The 20,304-nt window shown below is 38.2% G+C and carries 19 protein-coding genes and 1 other RNA gene; 4 read left to right on the top strand and 16 right to left on the bottom strand.

Annotation, left to right across the window (positions count from 1 at the left end):
• Positions 1-70 precede the first annotated feature (70 nt).
• Complete coding sequence (sspL, locus tag CRO56_RS05445; protein ID WP_097157598.1) at positions 71-205, top strand: small, acid-soluble spore protein L; 135 nt, start codon at positions 71-73, stop codon at positions 203-205.
• A gap of 76 nt (positions 206-281) precedes the next feature.
• Here sspL and CRO56_RS05440 read toward each other — a convergent pair whose 3' ends face one another.
• The 5 genes from CRO56_RS05440 to CRO56_RS05420 form a co-directional block, all read right to left on the bottom strand.
• Positions 282-1,175 (bottom strand): 5'-3' exonuclease, encoded by an 894-nt coding sequence (locus CRO56_RS05440; protein WP_245855600.1) that lies wholly within the window; start codon positions 1,173-1,175, stop codon positions 282-284.
• Positions 1,176-1,203: 28 nt separating this feature from the next.
• Positions 1,204-2,052 (bottom strand): sulfurtransferase, encoded by an 849-nt coding sequence (locus CRO56_RS05435; RefSeq protein WP_097157597.1) that lies wholly within the window; start codon positions 2,050-2,052, stop codon positions 1,204-1,206.
• Between the two features lie 6 nt (positions 2,053-2,058).
• On the bottom strand, positions 2,059-5,676 hold the full coding sequence (locus tag CRO56_RS05430; RefSeq protein WP_097157596.1) for a dynamin family protein: 3,618 nt from the start codon (positions 5,674-5,676) through the stop codon (positions 2,059-2,061).
• Positions 5,677-5,825: 149 nt separating this feature from the next.
• Positions 5,826-6,392 carry an isoprenylcysteine carboxyl methyltransferase family protein gene (locus tag CRO56_RS05425; RefSeq protein WP_097157595.1) on the bottom strand — a complete coding sequence of 189 codons (567 nt, stop codon included), beginning with the start codon at positions 6,390-6,392 and terminating at the stop codon, positions 5,826-5,828.
• Positions 6,389-7,483, bottom strand: coding sequence for a type III polyketide synthase (locus CRO56_RS05420; RefSeq protein ID WP_097157594.1), 1,095 nt, complete (start codon positions 7,481-7,483; stop codon positions 6,389-6,391). Before CRO56_RS05420 ends, CRO56_RS05425 begins: the two co-directional genes overlap by 4 nt.
• Before the next feature lie 308 nt (positions 7,484-7,791).
• Here CRO56_RS05420 and CRO56_RS05415 point away from each other — a divergent pair, with 308 nt between their 5' ends.
• Positions 7,792-8,244 (top strand): chemotaxis protein CheX, encoded by a 453-nt coding sequence (locus tag CRO56_RS05415; protein ID WP_097157593.1) that lies wholly within the window; start codon positions 7,792-7,794, stop codon positions 8,242-8,244.
• A gap of 64 nt (positions 8,245-8,308) precedes the next feature.
• On the opposite strand, the gene CRO56_RS22770 is transcribed toward CRO56_RS05415, so the two are convergent.
• From CRO56_RS22770 to CRO56_RS05405, 3 genes are all read right to left on the bottom strand, one after another.
• A complete protein-coding gene (locus CRO56_RS22770) occupies positions 8,309-8,482 on the bottom strand; it encodes a hypothetical protein (protein WP_179714182.1) in 174 nt (57 codons plus the stop codon).
• Positions 8,483-8,549: 67 nt separating this feature from the next.
• Complete coding sequence (locus tag CRO56_RS05410; RefSeq protein WP_097157592.1) at positions 8,550-10,070, bottom strand: carboxypeptidase M32; 1,521 nt, start codon at positions 10,068-10,070, stop codon at positions 8,550-8,552.
• A 135-nt stretch (positions 10,071-10,205) separates the two neighbouring features.
• The gene (locus CRO56_RS05405) at positions 10,206-10,391 is read right to left on the bottom strand and encodes a hypothetical protein (protein ID WP_097157591.1); all 186 of its coding nucleotides are present in this window, start codon (positions 10,389-10,391) and stop codon (positions 10,206-10,208) included.
• Positions 10,392-10,806: 415 nt separating this feature from the next.
• On the opposite strand from CRO56_RS05405, the gene CRO56_RS05400 reads away from it, so the two are divergent.
• Complete coding sequence (locus CRO56_RS05400) at positions 10,807-11,190, top strand: hypothetical protein (protein WP_097157590.1); 384 nt, start codon at positions 10,807-10,809, stop codon at positions 11,188-11,190.
• A gap of 243 nt (positions 11,191-11,433) precedes the next feature.
• Here CRO56_RS05400 and CRO56_RS05395 read toward each other — a convergent pair whose 3' ends face one another.
• From CRO56_RS05395 to CRO56_RS05365, 7 genes are all read right to left on the bottom strand, one after another.
• Positions 11,434-12,573 (bottom strand): THUMP domain-containing class I SAM-dependent RNA methyltransferase, encoded by a 1,140-nt coding sequence (locus CRO56_RS05395; RefSeq protein ID WP_097157589.1) that lies wholly within the window; start codon positions 12,571-12,573, stop codon positions 11,434-11,436.
• Positions 12,574-12,711: 138 nt separating this feature from the next.
• An RNA gene (rnpB, locus tag CRO56_RS05390) (RNase P RNA component class B) lies at positions 12,712-13,106 on the bottom strand.
• 78 nt (positions 13,107-13,184) lie between these two features.
• Positions 13,185-13,487 carry a cell division regulator GpsB gene (gene gpsB, locus CRO56_RS05385; RefSeq protein WP_097157588.1) on the bottom strand — a complete coding sequence of 101 codons (303 nt, stop codon included), beginning with the start codon at positions 13,485-13,487 and terminating at the stop codon, positions 13,185-13,187.
• A gap of 81 nt (positions 13,488-13,568) precedes the next feature.
• On the bottom strand, positions 13,569-14,117 hold the full coding sequence (locus tag CRO56_RS05380) for an SLOG family protein (RefSeq protein ID WP_097157587.1): 549 nt from the start codon (positions 14,115-14,117) through the stop codon (positions 13,569-13,571).
• A 188-nt stretch (positions 14,118-14,305) separates the two neighbouring features.
• Entirely contained in the window at positions 14,306-14,935 is a 630-nt protein-coding gene (locus tag CRO56_RS05375; protein ID WP_097157586.1) for a spore coat protein, read from the bottom strand.
• Between the two features lie 353 nt (positions 14,936-15,288).
• The gene (locus tag CRO56_RS05370; RefSeq protein ID WP_097157585.1) at positions 15,289-16,542 is read right to left on the bottom strand and encodes a ribonuclease H-like domain-containing protein; all 1,254 of its coding nucleotides are present in this window, start codon (positions 16,540-16,542) and stop codon (positions 15,289-15,291) included.
• 29 nt (positions 16,543-16,571) lie between these two features.
• Positions 16,572-18,842: a DEAD/DEAH box helicase gene (locus CRO56_RS05365; protein WP_425427173.1), complete on the bottom strand. Its 2,271-nt coding sequence runs from the start codon at positions 18,840-18,842 to the stop codon at positions 16,572-16,574.
• A gap of 138 nt (positions 18,843-18,980) precedes the next feature.
• Between CRO56_RS05365 and CRO56_RS05360 the strand changes: the two genes are divergently transcribed.
• On the top strand, positions 18,981-19,457 hold the full coding sequence (locus CRO56_RS05360) for an Hsp20/alpha crystallin family protein (protein ID WP_097157584.1): 477 nt from the start codon (positions 18,981-18,983) through the stop codon (positions 19,455-19,457).
• A gap of 253 nt (positions 19,458-19,710) precedes the next feature.
• On the opposite strand, the gene CRO56_RS05355 is transcribed toward CRO56_RS05360, so the two are convergent.
• Entirely contained in the window at positions 19,711-20,256 is a 546-nt protein-coding gene (locus tag CRO56_RS05355) for a YppG family protein (RefSeq protein WP_245855598.1), read from the bottom strand.
• Positions 20,257-20,304: the final 48 nt, after the last annotated feature.

Genomic DNA, 20,304 nt, shown 5'->3' with positions numbered 1-20,304 from the left:
CGATGTATTTTCGACAATAATCGATAAAGCTAAGTGGTTTGGGAAAGAGTAAAAAGACGGAGGTGGAAACATGAGCAAGAAGCACAATAAGAATCGGGGAAAAGCCGCATCCGGTGTTAATCCGCAAGGCTATGATCAAGAATTTTCGAATGAACCAAAAAGCAAGTTAGAAAACCGGGCAAAAAAACGAAATACAAAAATTTAATGATGCATTTTCAGGGCTAAATCAAAAGGAGAGCTGTCCCCATATCTTTATTAATGGATATGGACAGCCCTCTTTATTATCCGGCATATTCTTCTTTTTCCATTTGTAAAAGTAAAGACCGTAATCCTCTTATATCATGATCGGCCAATGTTTTTCTCCATTGTTCATGATTTAGTTGCCAATACAGGTCATCCAGAGAACAAGTAAGCGGAACATCGCAATTAATTTTAGCCAGTTCAAAAGATAAATGAAGCTGTTTTTGATCTGCTTCAATTTTTTTACGCCATGCAGGGGTCAAATTCTCTAAATTGTCTAAAACTGCCTGAATCGATCCATAAGTTGTCATGATTTTAAGGGCTGTTTTTTCCCCAATCCCTTTTACGCCTGGATACCCATCGCTAGGGTCTCCCATAAATGCTTTTACTTCTGCCCATTGCTCTGGCGTTAGTCCCATTTCTTCTTCAAATCTTGATTTTGTCCAGCGGTCGTACGACCCTACCCCTTTTTGCAGCAGGTGAACTTCAACACCCTCGTGAAGCAGCTGAAGCAAATCCTTATCTCCTGATACAATATGGACTTCACTCTGCCCGCGGTACATCGCAGCGAGAGCTCCAATGCAATCGTCTGCTTCAAATCCTTCCACTTTTATATTGTGAAAGCCTAATTGCTCTGTTACCGACTGGGCAAGGTCAAACTGTGGAACCATTTCTTCAGGAGGCGCCGTACGGTTCCCTTTATACTCTTCATATAGATCATGCCGGAACGTTTTGCTTGGCGTGTCCCAGCAGATCGAAATATGAGAAGGCTGGAAATGACGGATCGCGGCATCAAGATGTTTAACTAATCCGCTAACAGCATTGGTTGGGATTCCGCGCTCATTAATTAAAAACTGATTAAATACAGAAGTTGCAAAAAATGAACGGAAAAGAAGTGCCATTCCATCCACTATTAATAATCGTTCTTTTTCCAATTTTGGACCCTTCTTTCCAAATTATTATCTACTCCCCGAGCTCAACCGGTGAATCATCATATGAAATCCAGTCACTAAAACTTCCAATATACAGTTTAACATGTTTAAAGCCTAAAGATAATAGGGCGAGAACATTTGGTGCAGCTGTAACCCCGCTTCCGCAATAAACAGTTATTGGCTCATCTGGTGAAAGCGACTGAAAATGCTGCATTAGCTGTTCCTTTGTTTTATAGCGGTTCCCTTCAAAGACATCTCCCCAAAAATAATGGAGGGCTGTTGGAATCCGGCCCGCTTTCTTATCGATCGGCTCCTCATTACCTAAATAGCGCTGATATTCTCTTGAATCGATCAAATTTCCTTTTTTCGTTTCGATCATCTCTTTCACATCGGTAAATAATGCTAGCATTTCTTTATTGATACGGGCAGTAAAGTTCCCTTGTGCTTTTTTGGCTGGGCCTTTTTCAGTTGGATAATTTGAGTGCTGCCAGCTGTTATATCCGCCTTGTAATACAAAAACCTGAGAATGCCCTAAAAATCGGAGTATCCAAAACAAACGGGCAGCAACAGGGGCTTTTCCCTGATCATAAATCACTACGGGAGTCTCGAGCGAAACTCCCTTTTCTTGAAACATTTTTTCTAAAAATCCAATGGATGGCAGCGGATGCCTGCCCCCATGTAGTTGTACCTCACCTGATAAGTCTTTTTCAAGGTCGACATATTGGGCGTTGGGAATATGAGATTCTTCAAATAGTTCTCTGCCTTCATTTCGTTCTTGCAGATTAAAGCGGCAGTCTAAAATCGTCAAATCATCGTGATTTTCAATCATTTTCAATAATTCAACACTCTCAATAAAAAAACGATTTGTCCCCTGATTCATGTTACCTCACCCTTTTTCTAAAAGTTTTTGCGCCTGCTTCAAAAGACTTTCATAGGCAACTGGTTCATCTGTGCTTAAAGCTGAAATTTGACCGGAAATAAATGCTTCTGTCTCATCTTTCAAGTGGGCTCTCATCTGTTCGAATGCGCCCAATAGTAAAGATCCATAAGCCTCTATTAATAAGGCTTCCTGTACATTCTGATAGTTTACCGTAAATGGCTCGATTATCTCTAATAGCTTTTCAAGCATTTTTTCTTTTTCATTTTTTTCAAAAAAGGTTTTCGCATTCTTATATAATTGCAAAGCCGGCTGAAAAGAAATGTCTTTCAGCATATACTTTAAACTATCAAAAACAGGTGTTTCCCATTTTTGCTGACTTTGTTCAGAAAATGGAATATCAAGTATTTCATTAATATCGTTACATACCTCTTTATAAAAATCTTGGATGAGTTTGTTTGAAAATTTTTCCAATCTTAATGAGGTTGCCCGTAATTCTTGTGTGTAATCAAAGTCTATTAACTCTAGCCATTCATCCAGCGACTCCTGTAGTTTTGGTTTAATCGAACCTTTTCCATCCTGGAGCAGTGAGGGATTAAACGTTTCCTTGAAAAAGTCTCGTGAGCGGAGAGCTACTCTTTTTCCAACATAGTGTAAAAGCTCATTACACTCTTGCTTAAGGCGGCTTTCATACACCTTAGAACGATCATTTTTAAGCTTTTTTAGAATGATAGATTGTTTTTCAGCATAACCTTGCTGAATCAATTCTTTTTCTTGCTCTCCCTTATTCTGGAGTCCAACAAAGGATTCTAACATTTGTATACCGCGACTGACTTCTTTCCAGGCACCCTCTCGAGTAACTTGTTTTAAGTCCTGCTCAACAAACGGTTGGAAATTGCTTAAAAACGAAGTGAAACCATCCCATCGATTATCTTTATCCTCAATCTGGTTAGCCAAACGATTGACACTCGATACAGGGAAAAGACGCGGATTTCTTAGTCCATAGCCAAGCAGCTGCTGCTTCACATAATCTACTACTGCTGTTTTCTCTTCTTCTGTTTCGGCTAAATCTGCGGCATTAACGATAAAAAACATCTTATCAAGGCTAAAGGTATCTTTTACTCTTCCTAATTGAATCAGGAATTCGCGATCGGCTTTTCCAAAGGCATGGTGATAATAAGTAACATAGATAATTGCATCGGAATTTTTAATATGTTCAAAAGCTACACCTGTATGCCTTGTATTTAAGGAATCTGATCCTGGGGTATCGACTAATATCATTCCTGCGTTTGTATACGGATGATCAAGAAATACTTCGATTTTCTTGATAAAACATGAAACTGATTCCTTCGCTGCAAAAATCGGCAGTTGATCGAGAGTACCGTTTTCTTGAAGTCCCCATTTCCCCTTAACATTTGGATATCCATCAACAAAAGCCTGTAAAAAAGGATGCGATGTTGCAGCCGTTTGACTTGCGGCCAGTTTCCATATCTCTTCTATTCCCATGTCTGCTTGAATTTTTAGCATTTCTGCTATTTCTTCTGTCATTTCCGCTTCTGTCTTATAGTGGACAGCTAAAGATCGGTCAATTTGATTCTTGCCAGGTGCCTTTATTTCAGTCAAAGCAGCCGTCATTGGATTCGGAGAAGACGGCAACAACTTTGTCCCCAATAAACCGTTTATAAAGGAAGATTTCCCTGCACTGAACGCCCCAAACAGTGTTACGGTATAGGTATGAGCAATTAGTCTATTGGCTTTTTCTTTGATAGACTCTGCCACAGAATTCAAAGCAGGTAACTGTGCAAATACGTCAGCAATAGAATATAGGCGTGTATCATTCTGTATAAAGGTGTCTTTCTGTTCTTTCTGGTCTGAAGCATTAGCGTCAGAAGTACTTGGATCGATCTCTGGTTCAGCAATTATTATGTCTCCGCTATCATGGTTGTCTCGGGTTTGTAATAGCCAGGATTTCAGATTGCGGAGCTGCAGCTCCCACTCTTTTATGGTCAATTCATCAGTTGATTGCAAATGTTTTTGCCAGCGCCAAATCATCTGTGACTTTTTCTCTTGAATCGCTTCGATTTGTTTAAGCAAGATCAATTCGTTTTCTGCTGCTTGAATGTTTGCTGAAATCTTTTGTTTTTCAAGCTGAATATCCTCTTCAAATGTTAAGAGAAGCAGATCTAAAAAGTCTCTTGCTTCACGCTGAACAATCTTTTTGACCTCATTTTCCAGATCGCTTGAATATTGCAGCAGATACTGCCCTGATAAGGAAGCACCGCTCTTATAGATCGATTTAAGCAGAGATTTTGGAACACATACTTGAATTTGCTGGGCTTTTGCTGCAAGCTCTGCAGATTGCGGCAAAAACTTTTGCACAGCGGCGAGGGCAAGCTGTTTAAGGTGCCACTCAAATTGAGTTTGAACCTGTTCTTTTACTTTTACATAGAATAGATTTTCACGAAGCTGCTGTTCCTCTTCTGTCTTCTTTTTCGAAAAAAATAAGCCAACTTTAAACCCAGATTGTAGGGACTCTAAGAAGTCTTGAGCTAGCTCACGTGTTTTAAAATCCATCAGGTAGCTATTATGAAGTGTTTTCGAAAGTTCACTCTGAAAATCCTTTTTTACTGTTTCCCCAGCTTGTTCTAGTTTAAAGGCTTGGTCTTTGAGATTCTTTACATTATTTTTGATTTCCTCAACAAAGCGGCTGCTTACTTTGGCGTTAATTTCAGTCAATTGATCCGCAAATAAATCATCGACAAACCTTTCCCATTCTGAGGTTAATTGTTCCATTGTCACAGTAAAACTATGACTCAACCAATCTTCTTTTTGTCTGTCAATTTCGATTAAAAACTGATAAAATTCGTTCCACTCACTAAAGGGATGATTTTTTATTTTTAGAGAAGTATGGAAGATTCGTTCTAATCGAGCACCACCTGTCTTGAACGCTGCTTCCGTACTAGCCTTAAACACCTGAAACGGTATTTCTTCTTCCGAATGTTTGTCAATTTGATTAACAATGAGACAAACTCTTTTCCCCTGTTCATTTAATTGTTTAATAAATTGCAAATTAATATCGGACTGTACATGGTGATAGTCAACCATATAAAAAATAATGTCAGCCAGGTGAAGCATTCCCTCCGTTGCAAGCTGGTGAGCATCATCTGTTGAGTCTATCCCTGGGGTATCAAAAAAGACAAGATTTTTTGGTAATTGATTCGGGTATGGTGTCTGAATTTCGACTTGTTGAACTTCCCGGCCATCTTTACAAAGCCGCTTTACCTCTTCCATATCAAGAGGGCTTTGCTCCATTTGTTCCCCATTTTTATATTCAATGACGGCTGTTTCTTCGTTGCCAAATTTCATTTTTACGGTGTTTGCACTTGTTGGAATCGGACTTGAAGGAAGAATGCTTTTCCCAAAGAGCTGGTTGATTAAGCTAGACTTTCCGGCAGAATAATGTCCGCAAAAAGCAATATAGATTTTGTTTTCAATGACCCGATCCATGATTCCTTTTATTTGATATACCAGTTTTTCATTTTGCTCTGCCATAGTCAAATTAGATAAGTGGTATAGAGGGCTTGCGTATTGAATAAAAAGATTGGATTGATTTGCAGAAGTTGTCATCCTCTAAAGTCTCCCAATTTATTAATTTCTTCCTCAATTTTCACACAAATTCATCCCTATGCCAAGCAACACATCTAAGTCTCCACTATTTGGGAAATACATGTCGGTGCAAAAAGCTAAAAAAGCAGTATAAAGCTGCTTTTTGTATACTATTTCCGGCTTCGAAGAGGGATAAACCGAGCCTGCTTTTCAAATTCTGCGTCATAATTAGTCCATTGTTTTAAAACCTGTTCCTCGAGCGGAATTCGAATAGATAAAATGATTTGGTTTAAAACAAAAAAGAGAACAAGGGTTAAATATGCCTGAAAGATAAAAGGAATGGTTAATAGCTCTAAGGTTACTATTAAATAATTAGGGTGTTTAATCCATTTATAAAGTCCTTTTTTAACTATCCTTGCATTCGGAATCACCAATATTTTCGTATTCCAATACTTCCCCAATGTACGAATTACCCAAATTCTAATACCTTGTAACCCGATAAACATCACTAAAGAATAGGACCATAAAGGATGAAGGGATTGTTTAAAAAAATGAACTTCTAGTAAGAGAGAGGAGAGGAAAGCTACATGCATTGCCACCATTAAACCATAATGCTCCCTCCCAAATTCGATAGCTCCGTGTTTCTTCATCCACTTCTCATTCTTTTTCGCAATGGATAATTCAACCAGTCTTTGTAAAATCAAAAAAATAAACAAGATCCCAAAAAGCTTCATCATACCTGCTCCCACCTTACAAGCAATAATTCAGAACTAAATCCCGGTCCTAGTGCTAGCGCAAGCCCCCATTCATTAGGTTTTACCAATTTTCTCATGATTCGGTTCAAAACATAAAATATCGTAACAGAAGACATATTTCCGTATTTTGAAAGCACTTCAAATGAAGGAGCTAATTTCTCTGCGCTAAGAGATAGGGATTCCCCATAGGCATCTAATACTTTTTTTCCACCTGGATGTACAATCAACTGATTGATCTCATCGATTGCCAACTCGTATTGGTTTAAAAATCTTTCAACATTGGGCCGCAGCCATTTTTTTACGATCAATGGAATATCCTTTGAAAATACAACATATAAGCCCTCATCTTTTACATCCCAGCCCATTACATCTAAAGAATTCTCCATAAGGGTAGATTGGACCCCTATCACTCTTGGATAAGCCTGTTTTTTTGAATACCTCTCTAGATTTACTTCGTTACCTGCAAGCAGAGTACAGGCCACACCATCTGCAAAAAGGGAGGCCCCAATTAAATTGCTTTTGGAAAGATCATCATGCTGAAACGTTAAACTGCACAGTTCAATGGATAGGACCAACACCATCGCTTTTGGAAAAGCTAAGCAATACTCATAAGCCCGTGACAGACCGCTTGCTCCCCCAGCACACCCTAATCCCCAAATCGGGATTCTTTTCGTATGCGGTGAAAAAGGAAGCTCATTCATAATCCTAGCTTCAATACTTGGAGTAGCTAATCCTGTCGTACAAATGGTAAAGATTGCATCAATATCTTCATATAAAACCTTATTTTTTAGGTATTCTGGATTTTGCAAACAATCTTGAATGGCTTGTTTCCCTAAATCAACTGCAGCTTCAATAAAACAGTCATTTTTTTCTGAAAGTGTTCTATTAACTCTATACCAGTGTAAATCTTTAATAAAATGTCTTTTCTCAATTTGTCCATTCTGAAATACACTTAATAATCGGTTGATATTTTTAAACGCTGGCCCAAACTTCTCCCTGGCAAACTCGACAGCATCCTTTTGCCATATAATATTTGGGGGTGGAGCTTCTGCAACTGATAAAATAGTCGCCATTACACACAACCTTTCCTAGCTGAACTTCATCAGCGACTCTTGTTCAGTATGATGCTAATATTTCCATTTATTCCTAAAATATACCAGCGATATGCGTGACTAATTACCTAAAATTCATGCTTTTACGATATTTATCAACATTTTTTGTATTTTTTCATTACTAAATGTGGTAATATCGTCATTAAGAAAATTTTCCTAGATAATCCTTTATTTCCTTTTTTCTTCTCGCTTTTATATACAACGTATCAAGTGTTTGGATAAACATTTTCCGGCAGTAGGATGGTTTAATAAAAATCGGAGGTAAACAAATGCAAAAATTGAATCAATGGGATGCCATATTGGACAGTACAATAAGATCGGTCCATCAAGTCCTGCCTGTTGACATACAAATTGACCAGCCTGAGGTTTTAAGTGAACCGTTCTTACAAGAAGAAATGGGAGTTTTTATCGGTATATCCGGAGATTTGCCTACAAGACTTATCCTTGAGGGAAAACAATCTACTTATAGCATGTTAGGCGAAAAAATGTTTGGCATGCCGCTCATGGGAGAAATGTTAGAATCTTTTTCTGGGGAACTGGAAAATATGATTGGCGGACATTTATCTACTTTATTATCTGAGAAAGGGATTCAGGTCGATATTACTCCGCCTCAAACACTTGTAGGACAATCAACGCTTTATGAGTGTCAAGAAGCCTATAAAGTAACAGCCTCATTTGGGGGTTCTGATAAAATGAATATATGGCTAATTGTGGAGGAATAAAAAGAATAACTATAAAAGACGGGATTAAAGGCGATCAAACCTGCCTTTAATCCCGTCTTTTTAATTAAAATCCATGTAGAGTGCCCCATTGACCCTCCTTTTTATTATTTTTCTCGTTATAGTTCGGCTGTTTTTGGACTGAAATTTTAATCTCAGTAAAATCGTTCTTGCCACAAGACCTGCAAACACCTGGTTCATTTGCAATCGTTCTGCAGAAATTACAATAAAATTTTATCATCCGATATACCCTCTTTCCTTTCAAACAGTATATGAAAAAAGGTATAGTCGGTGACATTTGTACTTATTTATGATAACTGATAAACCCCTGAAAACTTACGGCGTAAGTAGTCTACTAAATATTGTGCATTTAGTTCCTCATTGGTTACATCCTGTAAAATTTCTAAAGGTTTTTTCATCTTCCCGTGCTTATGGATCTTTTCGGTCAGCCATTCGCGGATTGGGAGAATATTTCCGGTTTCAAGCAGTTCATCAAAGTTAGGCAGATCTTTTAACATCGTATTTTTAAATTGAGCTGCATACATATACCCTAAAGCGTAGGATGGGAAGTAACCAAAGCTTGCGCCAGCCCAATGAACATCCTGCAATACTCCTTCTCCATCATGACTTGGAACAACCCCAAGATATTCTTGATATTTTTCATTCCAAATCTGCGGAAGATCTTTTACTTCAATTTCACCGCTGAATAATCCCTTTTCAATTTCATAACGAATCATAATATGTAAAGGATAGGTTAATTCATCAGCTTCAATTCTAATGAGCGAGGGTTTTGATTCATTGATAGCCCGATAAAATTCATCTAATGATACATGATCTAAATGACCTTTTGCATATCGCTGCAATACAGCAAAGTTTTGCTTCCAAAAGCCATATTGACGGCCAACAAAATTTTCAAAAAATAATGATTGGGATTCATGGATTCCCATGGATGTCCCGCTGGCAAGAGGTGTCCAATCCAAATCACTTGAGATATTCTGTTCATAGAGCGCATGTCCGCACTCATGTATAGTTCCAAAAACCGCCGTTCTAAAATCTTTTTCATTATAGTTTGTTGTAATGCGGACATCTCCCCGATTGATCCCTGTTGCAAAGGGATGAACGGTTTCATCTAATCTTCCGGCCTCCAAATCATAGCCTAGCCCCTTTAAAATTTCTAAACTAAAACTTTTTTGTTTATTCTTTGGAAAAGGGAAGAATAAAATGGAAGGATCAGGCTTTGCCGAAGATGATTGCACCTGTTGGACCAGTTTAACTAAATCCTTTCTAAGCTGCCCAAACACGCGGTCAAGAACATCGACAGTCATTCCAGGTTCGTATAAATCTAATAGGCGATTATAAGGATGTCCTTCATATCCCCAATAGTTTATAAATCGCTTCATCGTTTCTACTAGCTTTTCTAGGTATGGCTGAAATAAGAAAAAGTCTGCTTTTGCTTTAGCCTCTTCCCAAATATGCTCTGATTTAGATTGCAGAATGACATACTCCTCATATTCATCTTTCGGAATTTTTTTGTTCATTTCATATTCCTTTTTACATTCTTTGAGCGCATGCAGCGTAATTGGTGATAGATGGCTTTTGGCTTCTGGACTTAACAGCTCAGCGATATAAGCAGCCATTCTTTCAGAAGTTTGTAAATCGTAAACTAAACTTGAAAGCATACCTATTACTTCAGAACGCTGATTAATTCCTTTTTTAGGCGCGCCTGTTCTCATATCCCAATAAATTAACGCGATTGCCTCATTATAGGCTGTAATTTGTTTTATGTAACTGCGAAATTCATTCTCTAATTCTGTCCATCTCTCTGGCATCTTCGCTCCCCCTTCTGAAACTTAGTCACAATCATACCTATATTACCATTTTTCAAAAGATTGGAATAGAAAGGTAGATTTCTTTTATTTCATAACCCATAAATTAAAAATATAAAAAACGCAACCCTTAAATTTTTAAGGATTGCGCATAGATGGAGGCTTTTGTGAAAGGCAATAATTATAGGCAAGTTTTAATTCTTCCTCGGCCATCGATAAATATTGAAGCCCTTTACACTCTCCATTTGAATCTGTTTGGACCAAAGCATATGTTTGTGAAAGCGCTTTTGATATTTTTTCAAAGTCCTGCGGTGTAAGAGACAAAAATGGACCCTCCTTCCAAACTGGTAAAATTTTCCTGTTGCTCCGATTTACAAATACATTTTATGTATTTGATCACGTTTTTATTCTAAACTTTCGGATATAGAAAAAACCCTGGCTCAGATGGCAGGGGTTTTTAACTAGCTTATTCTCTTGGGGGTCTTTTCCCCCAATATTGATAGTAATCGGTACGAATAAAACCGTTAAATAGTTTTCTTTGGAACAATTGAAGTAAAAGGGTTTGTAGACCATAAACTAACATAGTGAACGAAATTTTATTTGTTGTGTATCTATTTTTTTGATTGACTTTATTAGAGCTCAAGTATTTTTTCTCAAACATGGATTTTTTTGTAAATTTTCCATAAGTTTATGTTAAGATTAACATAAAGAAAAAAATTTTTTGAAAGAATGATCTTTCATGAAACATGCTAAATATAGAATCACTATTGCATTTTTATTATTAGTTATTGGACTTGAACCAATTTTATTAAATGCATTAACAAAACCCAATAATTCTTTAGAATTATACCAATATCTAAGATTCTCAGATGATTTTGATAAAGCTAGAAATATTGTACTTAATGGAGAAGAAAAAAATTTTTCTCTAGAAGATTATCAATTAATTAAGGAAAGTGACCCACCTATTCGGATAAATCAGTATATATTATTTCAATACGCTGGAAAAACTATTTTAATTGAAACTACTCCCGGGACGAAAAAATTAGAAATTATTCGAATGCTAGCATTACCTAATGATATAGAAGATTATTTCAGAAATTTCACCAAAGTTTCCAATAAATAGTTAATTAGTCCCATTCTTTTCATTTCTTTCTCCTTATGATGGGTATTTTTATATTTTCCGGAATATATTTCCATTATTAACCAACACCCAACCAATGGATGCTGAACAGAAAAAGACTCCTAGACGGCTTTATAATGCCAACTAAGAGTCTTTTTGTTTAAATATCTAATTCATTTAATGATTGTTAGTATTTTGGGATTTTAAAGTAACGATTACTAAAAACACGGTTGAACCCTTAATACATCAATCTTCTCTTGGGTGTCTTTTCCCCCAATATTGATAGTAATCGGTACGAATAAAACCGTTAAATAGTTTTCTTTTTTTAGTGGCCTTTTTTCCAAAATGCTTTTCAAACTCTTCATGAGATGTAATAAAATATATGGACCAGGTATCTAAATCTGCCAACGTTTGGCCAAGCTGCTGATATAATTTCTCCACGCCTGGACGATCACTGATCCGTTCACCGTAAGGAGGATTACTTACAATTACACCATACATGTCTCTCGTCTTAAAATCGGTTGCCTGCATTTGTTTAAATTGAATCACACCGGCAAGACCTGCTTCTTGGGCATTCTGAGTAGCCATTTCGACTGCAGAATGCTGGATATCACTTCCTGTGATCTGTAAGCTTTGATCATAATTCGCTAAATCCTCTGCTTCTTCCCGAGCTTTTTCCCAAATACCAGCAGGCATTATTTCCCACTCTTCTGCTAAAAAATCACGGTTAAATCCTGGTGCGATATTTTGGCCAATCAAGGCTGCTTCAATTGGAATCGTCCCAGAACCGCAAAAAAGATCGACAAATGGCCGGTCTGGTGTCCAGTTGGTTAATTGGATCAACGCAGCAGCCAGTGTTTCTTTTAATGGGGCAGCCCCCTGTTGAACTCGGTAGCCACGCTTATGTAAACCTGCACCTGAAGTGTCGATGGTGAGAGTTACGAAATCTTTCCGGATGGCGACCTCAATCGGAACCTTGGCCCCTGTTTCTTGAAACCATTCAACAGCTCGATATTGACTTTTTAGACGTTCAACGATTGCCTTTTTCACAATCGCCTGACAGTCTGGAACGCTATAAAGGGTCGATTTAATTGATTTTCCTGATACGGGAAATTCACTGTCTTTCGTAATAAATTGCTCCCAAGGCAGCACTTTTGTTTTTTCAAACAGTTCATCAAATGTAGTCGCTTTAAATTCACCTAGTTGGATTTTGATTCGGTCAGCCGTTCTTAGCCATAAATTAGTACGGGCAACCGCAAGTTCGTCTCCCTCAAAAATCACTTTCCCATTGTCAACGGTACATTCATACCCCAGTTTTCTTACTTCATCTGCTACAATTGCCTCTAAGCCCATAGCAGCGGTTGCAATTAACTTATATTTGGTCACTTTTCCACCTCACGGGTTCAACCCTTTAATTCTTTTCTGTTTTGTATACCCTTATCCTGATTATGTAACAATCTTTTTATTCTCCTGTAATTAGTAAATAAAAACTCTCCTAAAAGGAGAGTTCATGTGTTAACAACGTTCTATAAGCCATGTTCTGTACCATTGTACTACATGCGGCTCTCGCCTCGTACTCCGGCGGTAATCATCTATCTACAGCTTAAACAGCTGTCCTTCTGTCCGTTCATTTCCGGAAACAGAAGATGCCCCTACCAAAATTTGGGTTTCTCGCTCGAGGGGTTTACCTCGTTCCACTCTAGTGATTTCTCACAAGACTACGTCACTGTGGCACTTTTATAGGTATTAACACCATATCCTAATAGGACTTAGGTGCGTTCCCAGCCGTCAGCCGAGTAAAAGAACTCGGGCTGCCCTGACTTATGAATTCGTCAGGCACGAACACTACAAGCATCTCAGCTACGTGCGAGCATGGACTTTCCTCTGCATATAAATCTATGCAGCGATTACCCGAACGTTGTTAACGCCGGATAATTATTATATAAGTTTCCTATCAACATTTCAACAGGGAATCATTTGCAATAATGGTAAAAAAATCAGTCATACAGTTTGCTGCCAAAAACGTGCTTTTCTAAGTTAGATAATCTTTTTAAAATATCAAAGTTTGTCGTTCCTGTTTGCTGTGCAGGCTGTTGTTTTTTAGAAGATTCATCTAATTGTTTCTTTAATCTGAGGTTTTCCTGCTGCAGCTCTTCAATTTCTTGGTTAAAAGCTTCATAGTCCTTGATAATGAAATCTAAAAATTTGTCTACCTCTTCTTGTTTGTAACCTCTGACTCCTGTTTTAAATTCTTTTTCTAAAATTTCCTTCGCAGAAAGTCTGATTTTATCTGATAACATCGCTCGTCACCTCATCATTTCATCAATATTTTTTCAAAAAACATAAACTTTGTCAATTTTAATCCAAAATCATGGTAATCGTTAAAACTCTTCGTTTTCTTGTTCTACAACCATTTGCAAGTCGTAAAATGAAATCGTTCTGACGTCATAAGGATGATTTAATTGGAAGTTGATTGCGGCTTCGTAAAAGTATTTCGGAGTTCCTTCGCGTTCTGGATCATAAAGGATAATAGCCCCGTCTGACTTATGTATAACAAATTCCTGATGTCTTTTAAACATATATGGCCCTTTATAAGGCTGATGAAAGAGCGAATTCACATAATCCAATTTTGCCATCACTTCACCGTGCCAGGCTTGGTTTGTTTCATTCCACTTTTCACTTTGACCTTGAAAAGGTTCAATTGCTCCTACTTTTAAGTTGGGAAACTCTTGCCTTAAAGAGAGTGCAACTTCAAGAGCCCATAGCTCAACTCCAAGTTGGCCAGATGATAATACCCATTCTAACCCTCCATCTAATAATAGGCGAAGTTCATGCTCAAGTGCTTTTTTTATATATCGGACACCCTCGTGATCCTTTTTAAAAATTCCTAGTTCAAATCCTTTATAACCTGTACAGTATACAATCTTCATATGACCAGCTTTCCTTTTGTAACTAGCACTATTATACCTGTTTTATTCAAGAAATACAGGTAGAAATTACTTATTTTGTAGACAATCAATGGGATTTCCCTTGAAAAAAAATGTTTTTCTTTGATATTTGCCTTAATTTCGTCTGACAAAAATAAAGGAAGCAAGGGGGAAACCTTGCTTCTTTACATTTATCTGCCAAACATAGGGTATTCTTTCTTACCAGGCAAGGCTGCTCCTGCTACGTTAGGAGGAAATGGCTTTCCTGGCATTGCTGCTCCTGCCACGTCAGAAGGAAATGGCTTTCCTGGCATTGCTGCTCCTGCTACGTTAGAAGGAAATGGCTTTCCTGGCATTGCTGCTCCTGCTACGTTAGAAGGAAATGGCTTTCCTGGCAAGGCTGCACCTGCTACGTTAGAAGGAAATGGCTTTCCTGGCATTGCTGCTCCTGCTACACCAGAAGGAAATGGTTTTCCTGGCAAGGCTGCACCGGCAACGTTAGAAGGATAACCAGGTGCGGCTGCACCGGCAACACCAGTTGGATATCCTGGCATAAATGCTCCTGCTACACCAGGTCCTGGGCCTAATCCAGCTGGACTTACTAGAGGACTAGGTCCAACGTTATAGTGTTGATGAGATACTTCATTCACCACTGATTGAGTCTGCGGATAATAATGCTTATGCTGATACAATTGGTGATTTACCAACGTATTATGAGTAGGATGAATGTGTGGAACCTCTGTTGCTGAGAATGTGTGCTGAACACATTGCTTTGTAGGGTGAACTACTGCTGGCAATACTCTAGGTGGTCTGCAGTACATTGACATTCTCCTTTCTATAGTTTGTTACATTACAGCCTATGATAGACAAAGGAGACATGTACTAATACAAACACCTATTTTTAGGGTAACTGTCTTAAGTATTTAAATCCTCCTATAACACTGCGTGGAAGGTCTCTTTAAATGTAGTAAATAAGAAGATCGTTAAAAATAAAACAACAAAAAATAAGAATAGAATTGCTTTTTTCATCAGTCATCATCCTTGGTGAAAATATAACTTTCGTCTTTATTTTACAAGGACATTTCGTTTGTGACAATTGCATATTTATTACATTTTTAAGATGTCGAAAAACGACACCTATCTCCATTTTGAGTGCGGAAACAGAATCCTGCGCTTACCCAGGAAATGAATTCGTTATTTTTCTTAGCAGTCTAAGCTTTCGTTTCATTAAATCCCGATACAAATTTTCTCTTTTTTTTGAGGTTAATCTCTTATTTTCGATAGCTTCATTAAGTGCGTTCTCAGTAAACTTAAGTGCTTCACTAAAGTCTTTATTTATGTGCTCCATCCATTTTGCCAGTTCAATACAGGAAATAATTTTTTTCAGGTCGCTTGAATGGGAAGCCAGTTCAAGCCATAGAGGAATGGCGTCCTCGATTTGCTTAGTTTTTTTATATTGACTGGCAAGCTGGAATTTTGCCTGATCATTCCACTCATTTTTAGTATCAGCAAGTATTTGCAATTGAGTGATGGCTTTTTTAATGTTCCCGGAAGCGGCTTCCCACCTTCCAATCTCAAAAGCGACACTTGATACAGTCTCTGTCTGCTGATGTACTAAAAATGATAAATGTGTGTACAAAGATACAAGTGACAGAATATCCCGCTCATTATGAAGACATAAAGCAAAAATGCCTTCAGGATCTTTCCGTTCGAGAAAATCCTGATAGATCATGCCTGATAAATATCCGGGAACATCTTCTCCTCTTGCTACACCGAGGACTTCTTTTTCTATAACAGACAGTTTCATCGAGGGCAGTTCATGTTTAAACAGGCGCTTACAGGCATGAAATAAATCAAAATGTCCAAATGCAGGGAGTTTAGCAACTTCATTTCGAATCAGAGAATATTTAGCTTGTACAAGAGGCCAATCAAAAGCCTTTCCATTGTACGTAACAAGTGCCTGTACGTTACATTCACTTAAGAAACTTTCGTATAAAGCAACTTCGAAGCCTGGTTCGGGCAAAATATGCTGGGTTACTATTAAATTCCCATGATCGATCCTTGCATGTCCCAATATAAACAGATGATTTCCTGCACCGGACCCCAATCCTGTCGACTCCGTATCAAAAAAGAACAAGTCCGTATCCCTGTAGCCTTTTGAAGAGAGCGGGTGCTTCCCATCATAGTGCTGCCATATTCGGACAGCCTTTTGAAAATCTTGAACACTGTAACGGCCAACTTGAAAGCTGAGCGGATATTTCTTTTTCTTTACAAAACAATATCCGTCCTTCGCTTCATATAGGATAAAGCCATTTTCTTTCCAGCTGTCTATTTCAGCAATTTGAAAGGCTTTCGAGAAGTCTTTATTTGGCCCTGAATCTATAGATAAATGATTTTTCATGCGGTTTAGCTTGCCTTTTATCGACATCCCCGTCTCTCCTTTCTTGCCACGAATATTTATACGTACATTTTGATCGAAGCTAATAAACGTATAGTACTTAGTTTTGCTTTATCGGTTTCTGTTTCCATTCCGATACAAGAAGGACATCCGCCATCACATGAACACGCCGTTATCATTTGTTTCGTCTCAGCCAGGATTTGTTCCATATTTTCAAATACCTTTTCACTCAATCCGATTCCTCCAGGGTAACGGTCATAGAAAAAGATTGTTGGTTTTTCATTATGAGAAGCTTTTACCTGGGGGGTAACAACAATATCATGCCGATCACTCATCACAAATAAAGGAATAATGTGAGAAAGGGCATGGGCAGCACCTACTAGCCCCTGTTCCAGCTCCTCTTTACTTGTACTCTCCTGCGTCAGCGAAATCCAAGATGCACTTGTATGAAGCTCCTCTTCAGGCAAGTGGATTGGACCTGATCCGATGTTCTCATGGGTTTCAAATTTTATCTTTTTAAAAATAGTTGCCATTGCTTGAACCGTTACATCTCCAAAGCCTTTTTCAATGTGATCGTTCACTTCGAATTTATCAACTTCTAATACCCTTAATTGTACGGCTAAGTTGGCATCTGTATAATAATCCACATTTACTTCCCGGACAAATGCTTTTTTCTCTTCCCAATCTAAAAATTCTACTTGATATTGGATTCCCTGATGCAAATAAATGGCTTCATCATGTAAAAGGGTCATCGCACTAAACCGGTCCATTTCACCAATGACACGATGATTAGGCGAATCTGTTTGGTCAATAATGACAACATTTTCCTGTGAAGCGGATCTAAGGCTAATGTTATGAGCCGGGAAGGAGTCTGTCATCCAGTACCATTTGTCCCCATTTTGATGAAGAATTCGTTCCTCTGTTAAATATTCAAGTACTTCCTCAACTTCAAAATTACCGAAACTCTCACCTTTTTGAAAAGGCAGCTCATAGGCGGCACACTTCACATGATCCACTAGGATAATTAGATTGTCAGGGTTAATTAGCGCTTTTTCAGGATTGTTATGAAAGAAGTACTCTGGATGCTGCACGATATATTGATCAAGCGGATTATTATCTGCAACATATATTACGAGCGCTTTTCCCTGTCTCCTGCCGGCACGCCCCGCTTGTTGCCATGCCGAGGCAATCGTTCCAGGATATCCAGTCATAATACATGCTTGCAGCTGGCCAATATCAACCCCTAATTCTAAGGCATTCGTGCTGACAACACCATAAATGGTACCGTCACGCAGTCCTTTTTCAATCTCTCTTCTTTCCTTAGGCAAATAACCGCCGCGATAAGCTCTAATTGACTTACTCCCCAATTGATTTTTGACAAGCTCCTTTAAATAAGTAAATAAAATCTCCACTCTTACTCTGCTCTTTGCAAAAACAATCGTTTGAATTTTTTCTTTTAATAATTGAGCGGCAAGAGAACGTGCTTCTAATGTAGCGCTTTTACGTATATTTAGAGCTTTATGCACAATCGGGGGATTATAAAAGATAAAATTCTTTTCTCCGCTTGGCGCTCCATTTCGATCGACTAATGTCATTTCTTCTTCAGTAAGAGTACTAGCTAACTCTAACGGATTTGCAATCGTTGCTGATGTACATATGAAAATAGGATTCGAGCCGTAATGGCGGCAAATTCTCTTTAGTCTTCTAATTACGTTCGCTACATGGCTCCCAAATACTCCACGATATGTATGAAGTTCATCAATTACTACAAATTTTAGATTTTCAAATAGAGAAACCCACTTTGTGTGATGAGGCAAAATCCCTGAATGGAGCATATCCGGGTTTGTCATCACAATATGCCCTGCTTTTCTGATTTTTTGCCGAATACTAGGAGAGGTATCCCCATCATATGTATAACTGTTAATTTGAAGGTCTTCACCTTCCGCCAGTTCATGCAATTCATTTTTTTGATCCTGGGCGAGGGCTTTCGTCGGATATAAGTAAAGTGCTCTCGTTTGCGGGTCCATTAAAACAGATTCAATCACCGGCAGATTATAGCACAAAGTTTTGCCAGAAGCTGTTGGTGTAATGGCAACAAAGCTTTTCCCTTGTCTGGCCAATGCCAAAGCTTCTCCCTGGTGGGAATAGAGCTTCTCGATTCCTCTTCTTTGTAAGGCATTTTTAAGCGCATCAGGAAGATCATCCGGCATAGGTGCAAAAGAAGCTTCCCTGCCTTCGATTTTTTGCCAATGAACAATATTATCAGATATTTGTTTATTGCTTTTTATATATTGTAACGCATCGTCAATTGTCATTTTTTTAAACATCATTGGTTCACTCCCCCTTCTTATTATACCGAAAATACGTTCGCAAAAAAGAGGGTTCTATATTTTTATAAGAAACATTAAGAAAGCTGAATTCATATACTGCTAAAAAAGATTCCAATCAATGGGAAAGGAGAATGGTTAATGCCTCAAAAATACCCTGATAAGAACAAAAAAGGGAACGACCCCTTTCAGGATATGATGATTTCAATGAATGACTTTTTTAATAATCGGCCGATGAAAGGGTTCTTACAAAGTATTGATGAATTTTTCAAAGCACCTGCTCCTTTTGGCTTTTCCAGTTTCCCTGTTCATGTAGAAGAAACAGAAACAGAGCACATCATTACGGCGGAACTGCCTGGTATAAAAAGGGAGCAGCTTGAAATTGAGATGTTTGATCATTATGTATCCATTAGTATTAAAAACTCTGAAGTTGAGACGAAAGAGGATTCCAAGCAGCAATATTACAGAAGAAAATCATCCTATCATAGGTCAAGCCGGACTGTGTCCCTTCCTCATCCAATTGATCCAGATAGAGTTAAGGCGCGTTATGAAAATGGATTGCTTACGGTCGTAGTCCCCGCCCAAAAAGGAAAAAGAATAAAAATTGAAGGTGATTAACACAATCGAAGCGTCTCGAAGAGGCCAGACAACGCTTGCGCCTCCGACGAAGAAGCGTTCTTTGCTTCTGTAGGAGGAGGTGAAGCGAACGCCCTCATGCGTGGAACTAGATAAGTACGATAGTCTCTAGGAGCTGGAGCTAGACGTGATAGAACTTGTAGGGGAAATTATATTTTTCTATATGATAAAAGAAGCATTTTAAGCTTCTTTTTATTTTTTTAGTAGCGATACAACAGAAAAATAAGGGCTAACCCTATACTTTAAACATAGAGCCTAACCCTTTTACCATTGTCGAAACTTGTTGAACAGCATGCATCATTTGTCCTGCTGTGTTAATCATTTTGTTTAAATCAATTGAACCATCCTGACTTTTAAAAGAGTTCAAAATGGATCCGCCAGGTTTTTGTTTTAAAAGCATCTGTTGTTTGGGATAAGGGTTCATAAAAGGATTTGTGCTTGACTGAGTTTGAAATAATGAATTGATATTATGCTGGTGCGGCTGAAGCGGGTTTTGCAATAATTGATTTGGTGAAAGCTGCTGCTGATATGATGGATTTGCATAAGACTGTTGCTGGCTATATGAATTTGGATTTGGCCAAGCGCCCTGATAACCGTTTAGGTTATTAGGCTGTACTGCCGGCTGAATGGTCTGAATTGGGATAGCAGAGCTATTATACATATATGGATAGGGGTAATTACCATATTGAGAATTGATTGGAGCTTGAGTATGGCCAGGGTAATAGCCTGGCTGATTTATATATGGAAAATGTCTGTACAACTGAGGTATGACTTTCATCATCAATCCACTCCTTTCCTACCACTATATATACTATATGATTAGGCAGAA

Source organism: Bacillus oleivorans (genome assembly GCF_900207585.1).
Taxonomy (GTDB): Bacteria; Bacillota; Bacilli; order Bacillales; family JC228; genus Bacillus_BF; species Bacillus_BF oleivorans.
The sequence above is the reverse complement of the archived record's forward strand: the minus strand, read 5'-3'. Positions and strand labels throughout refer to the sequence as shown.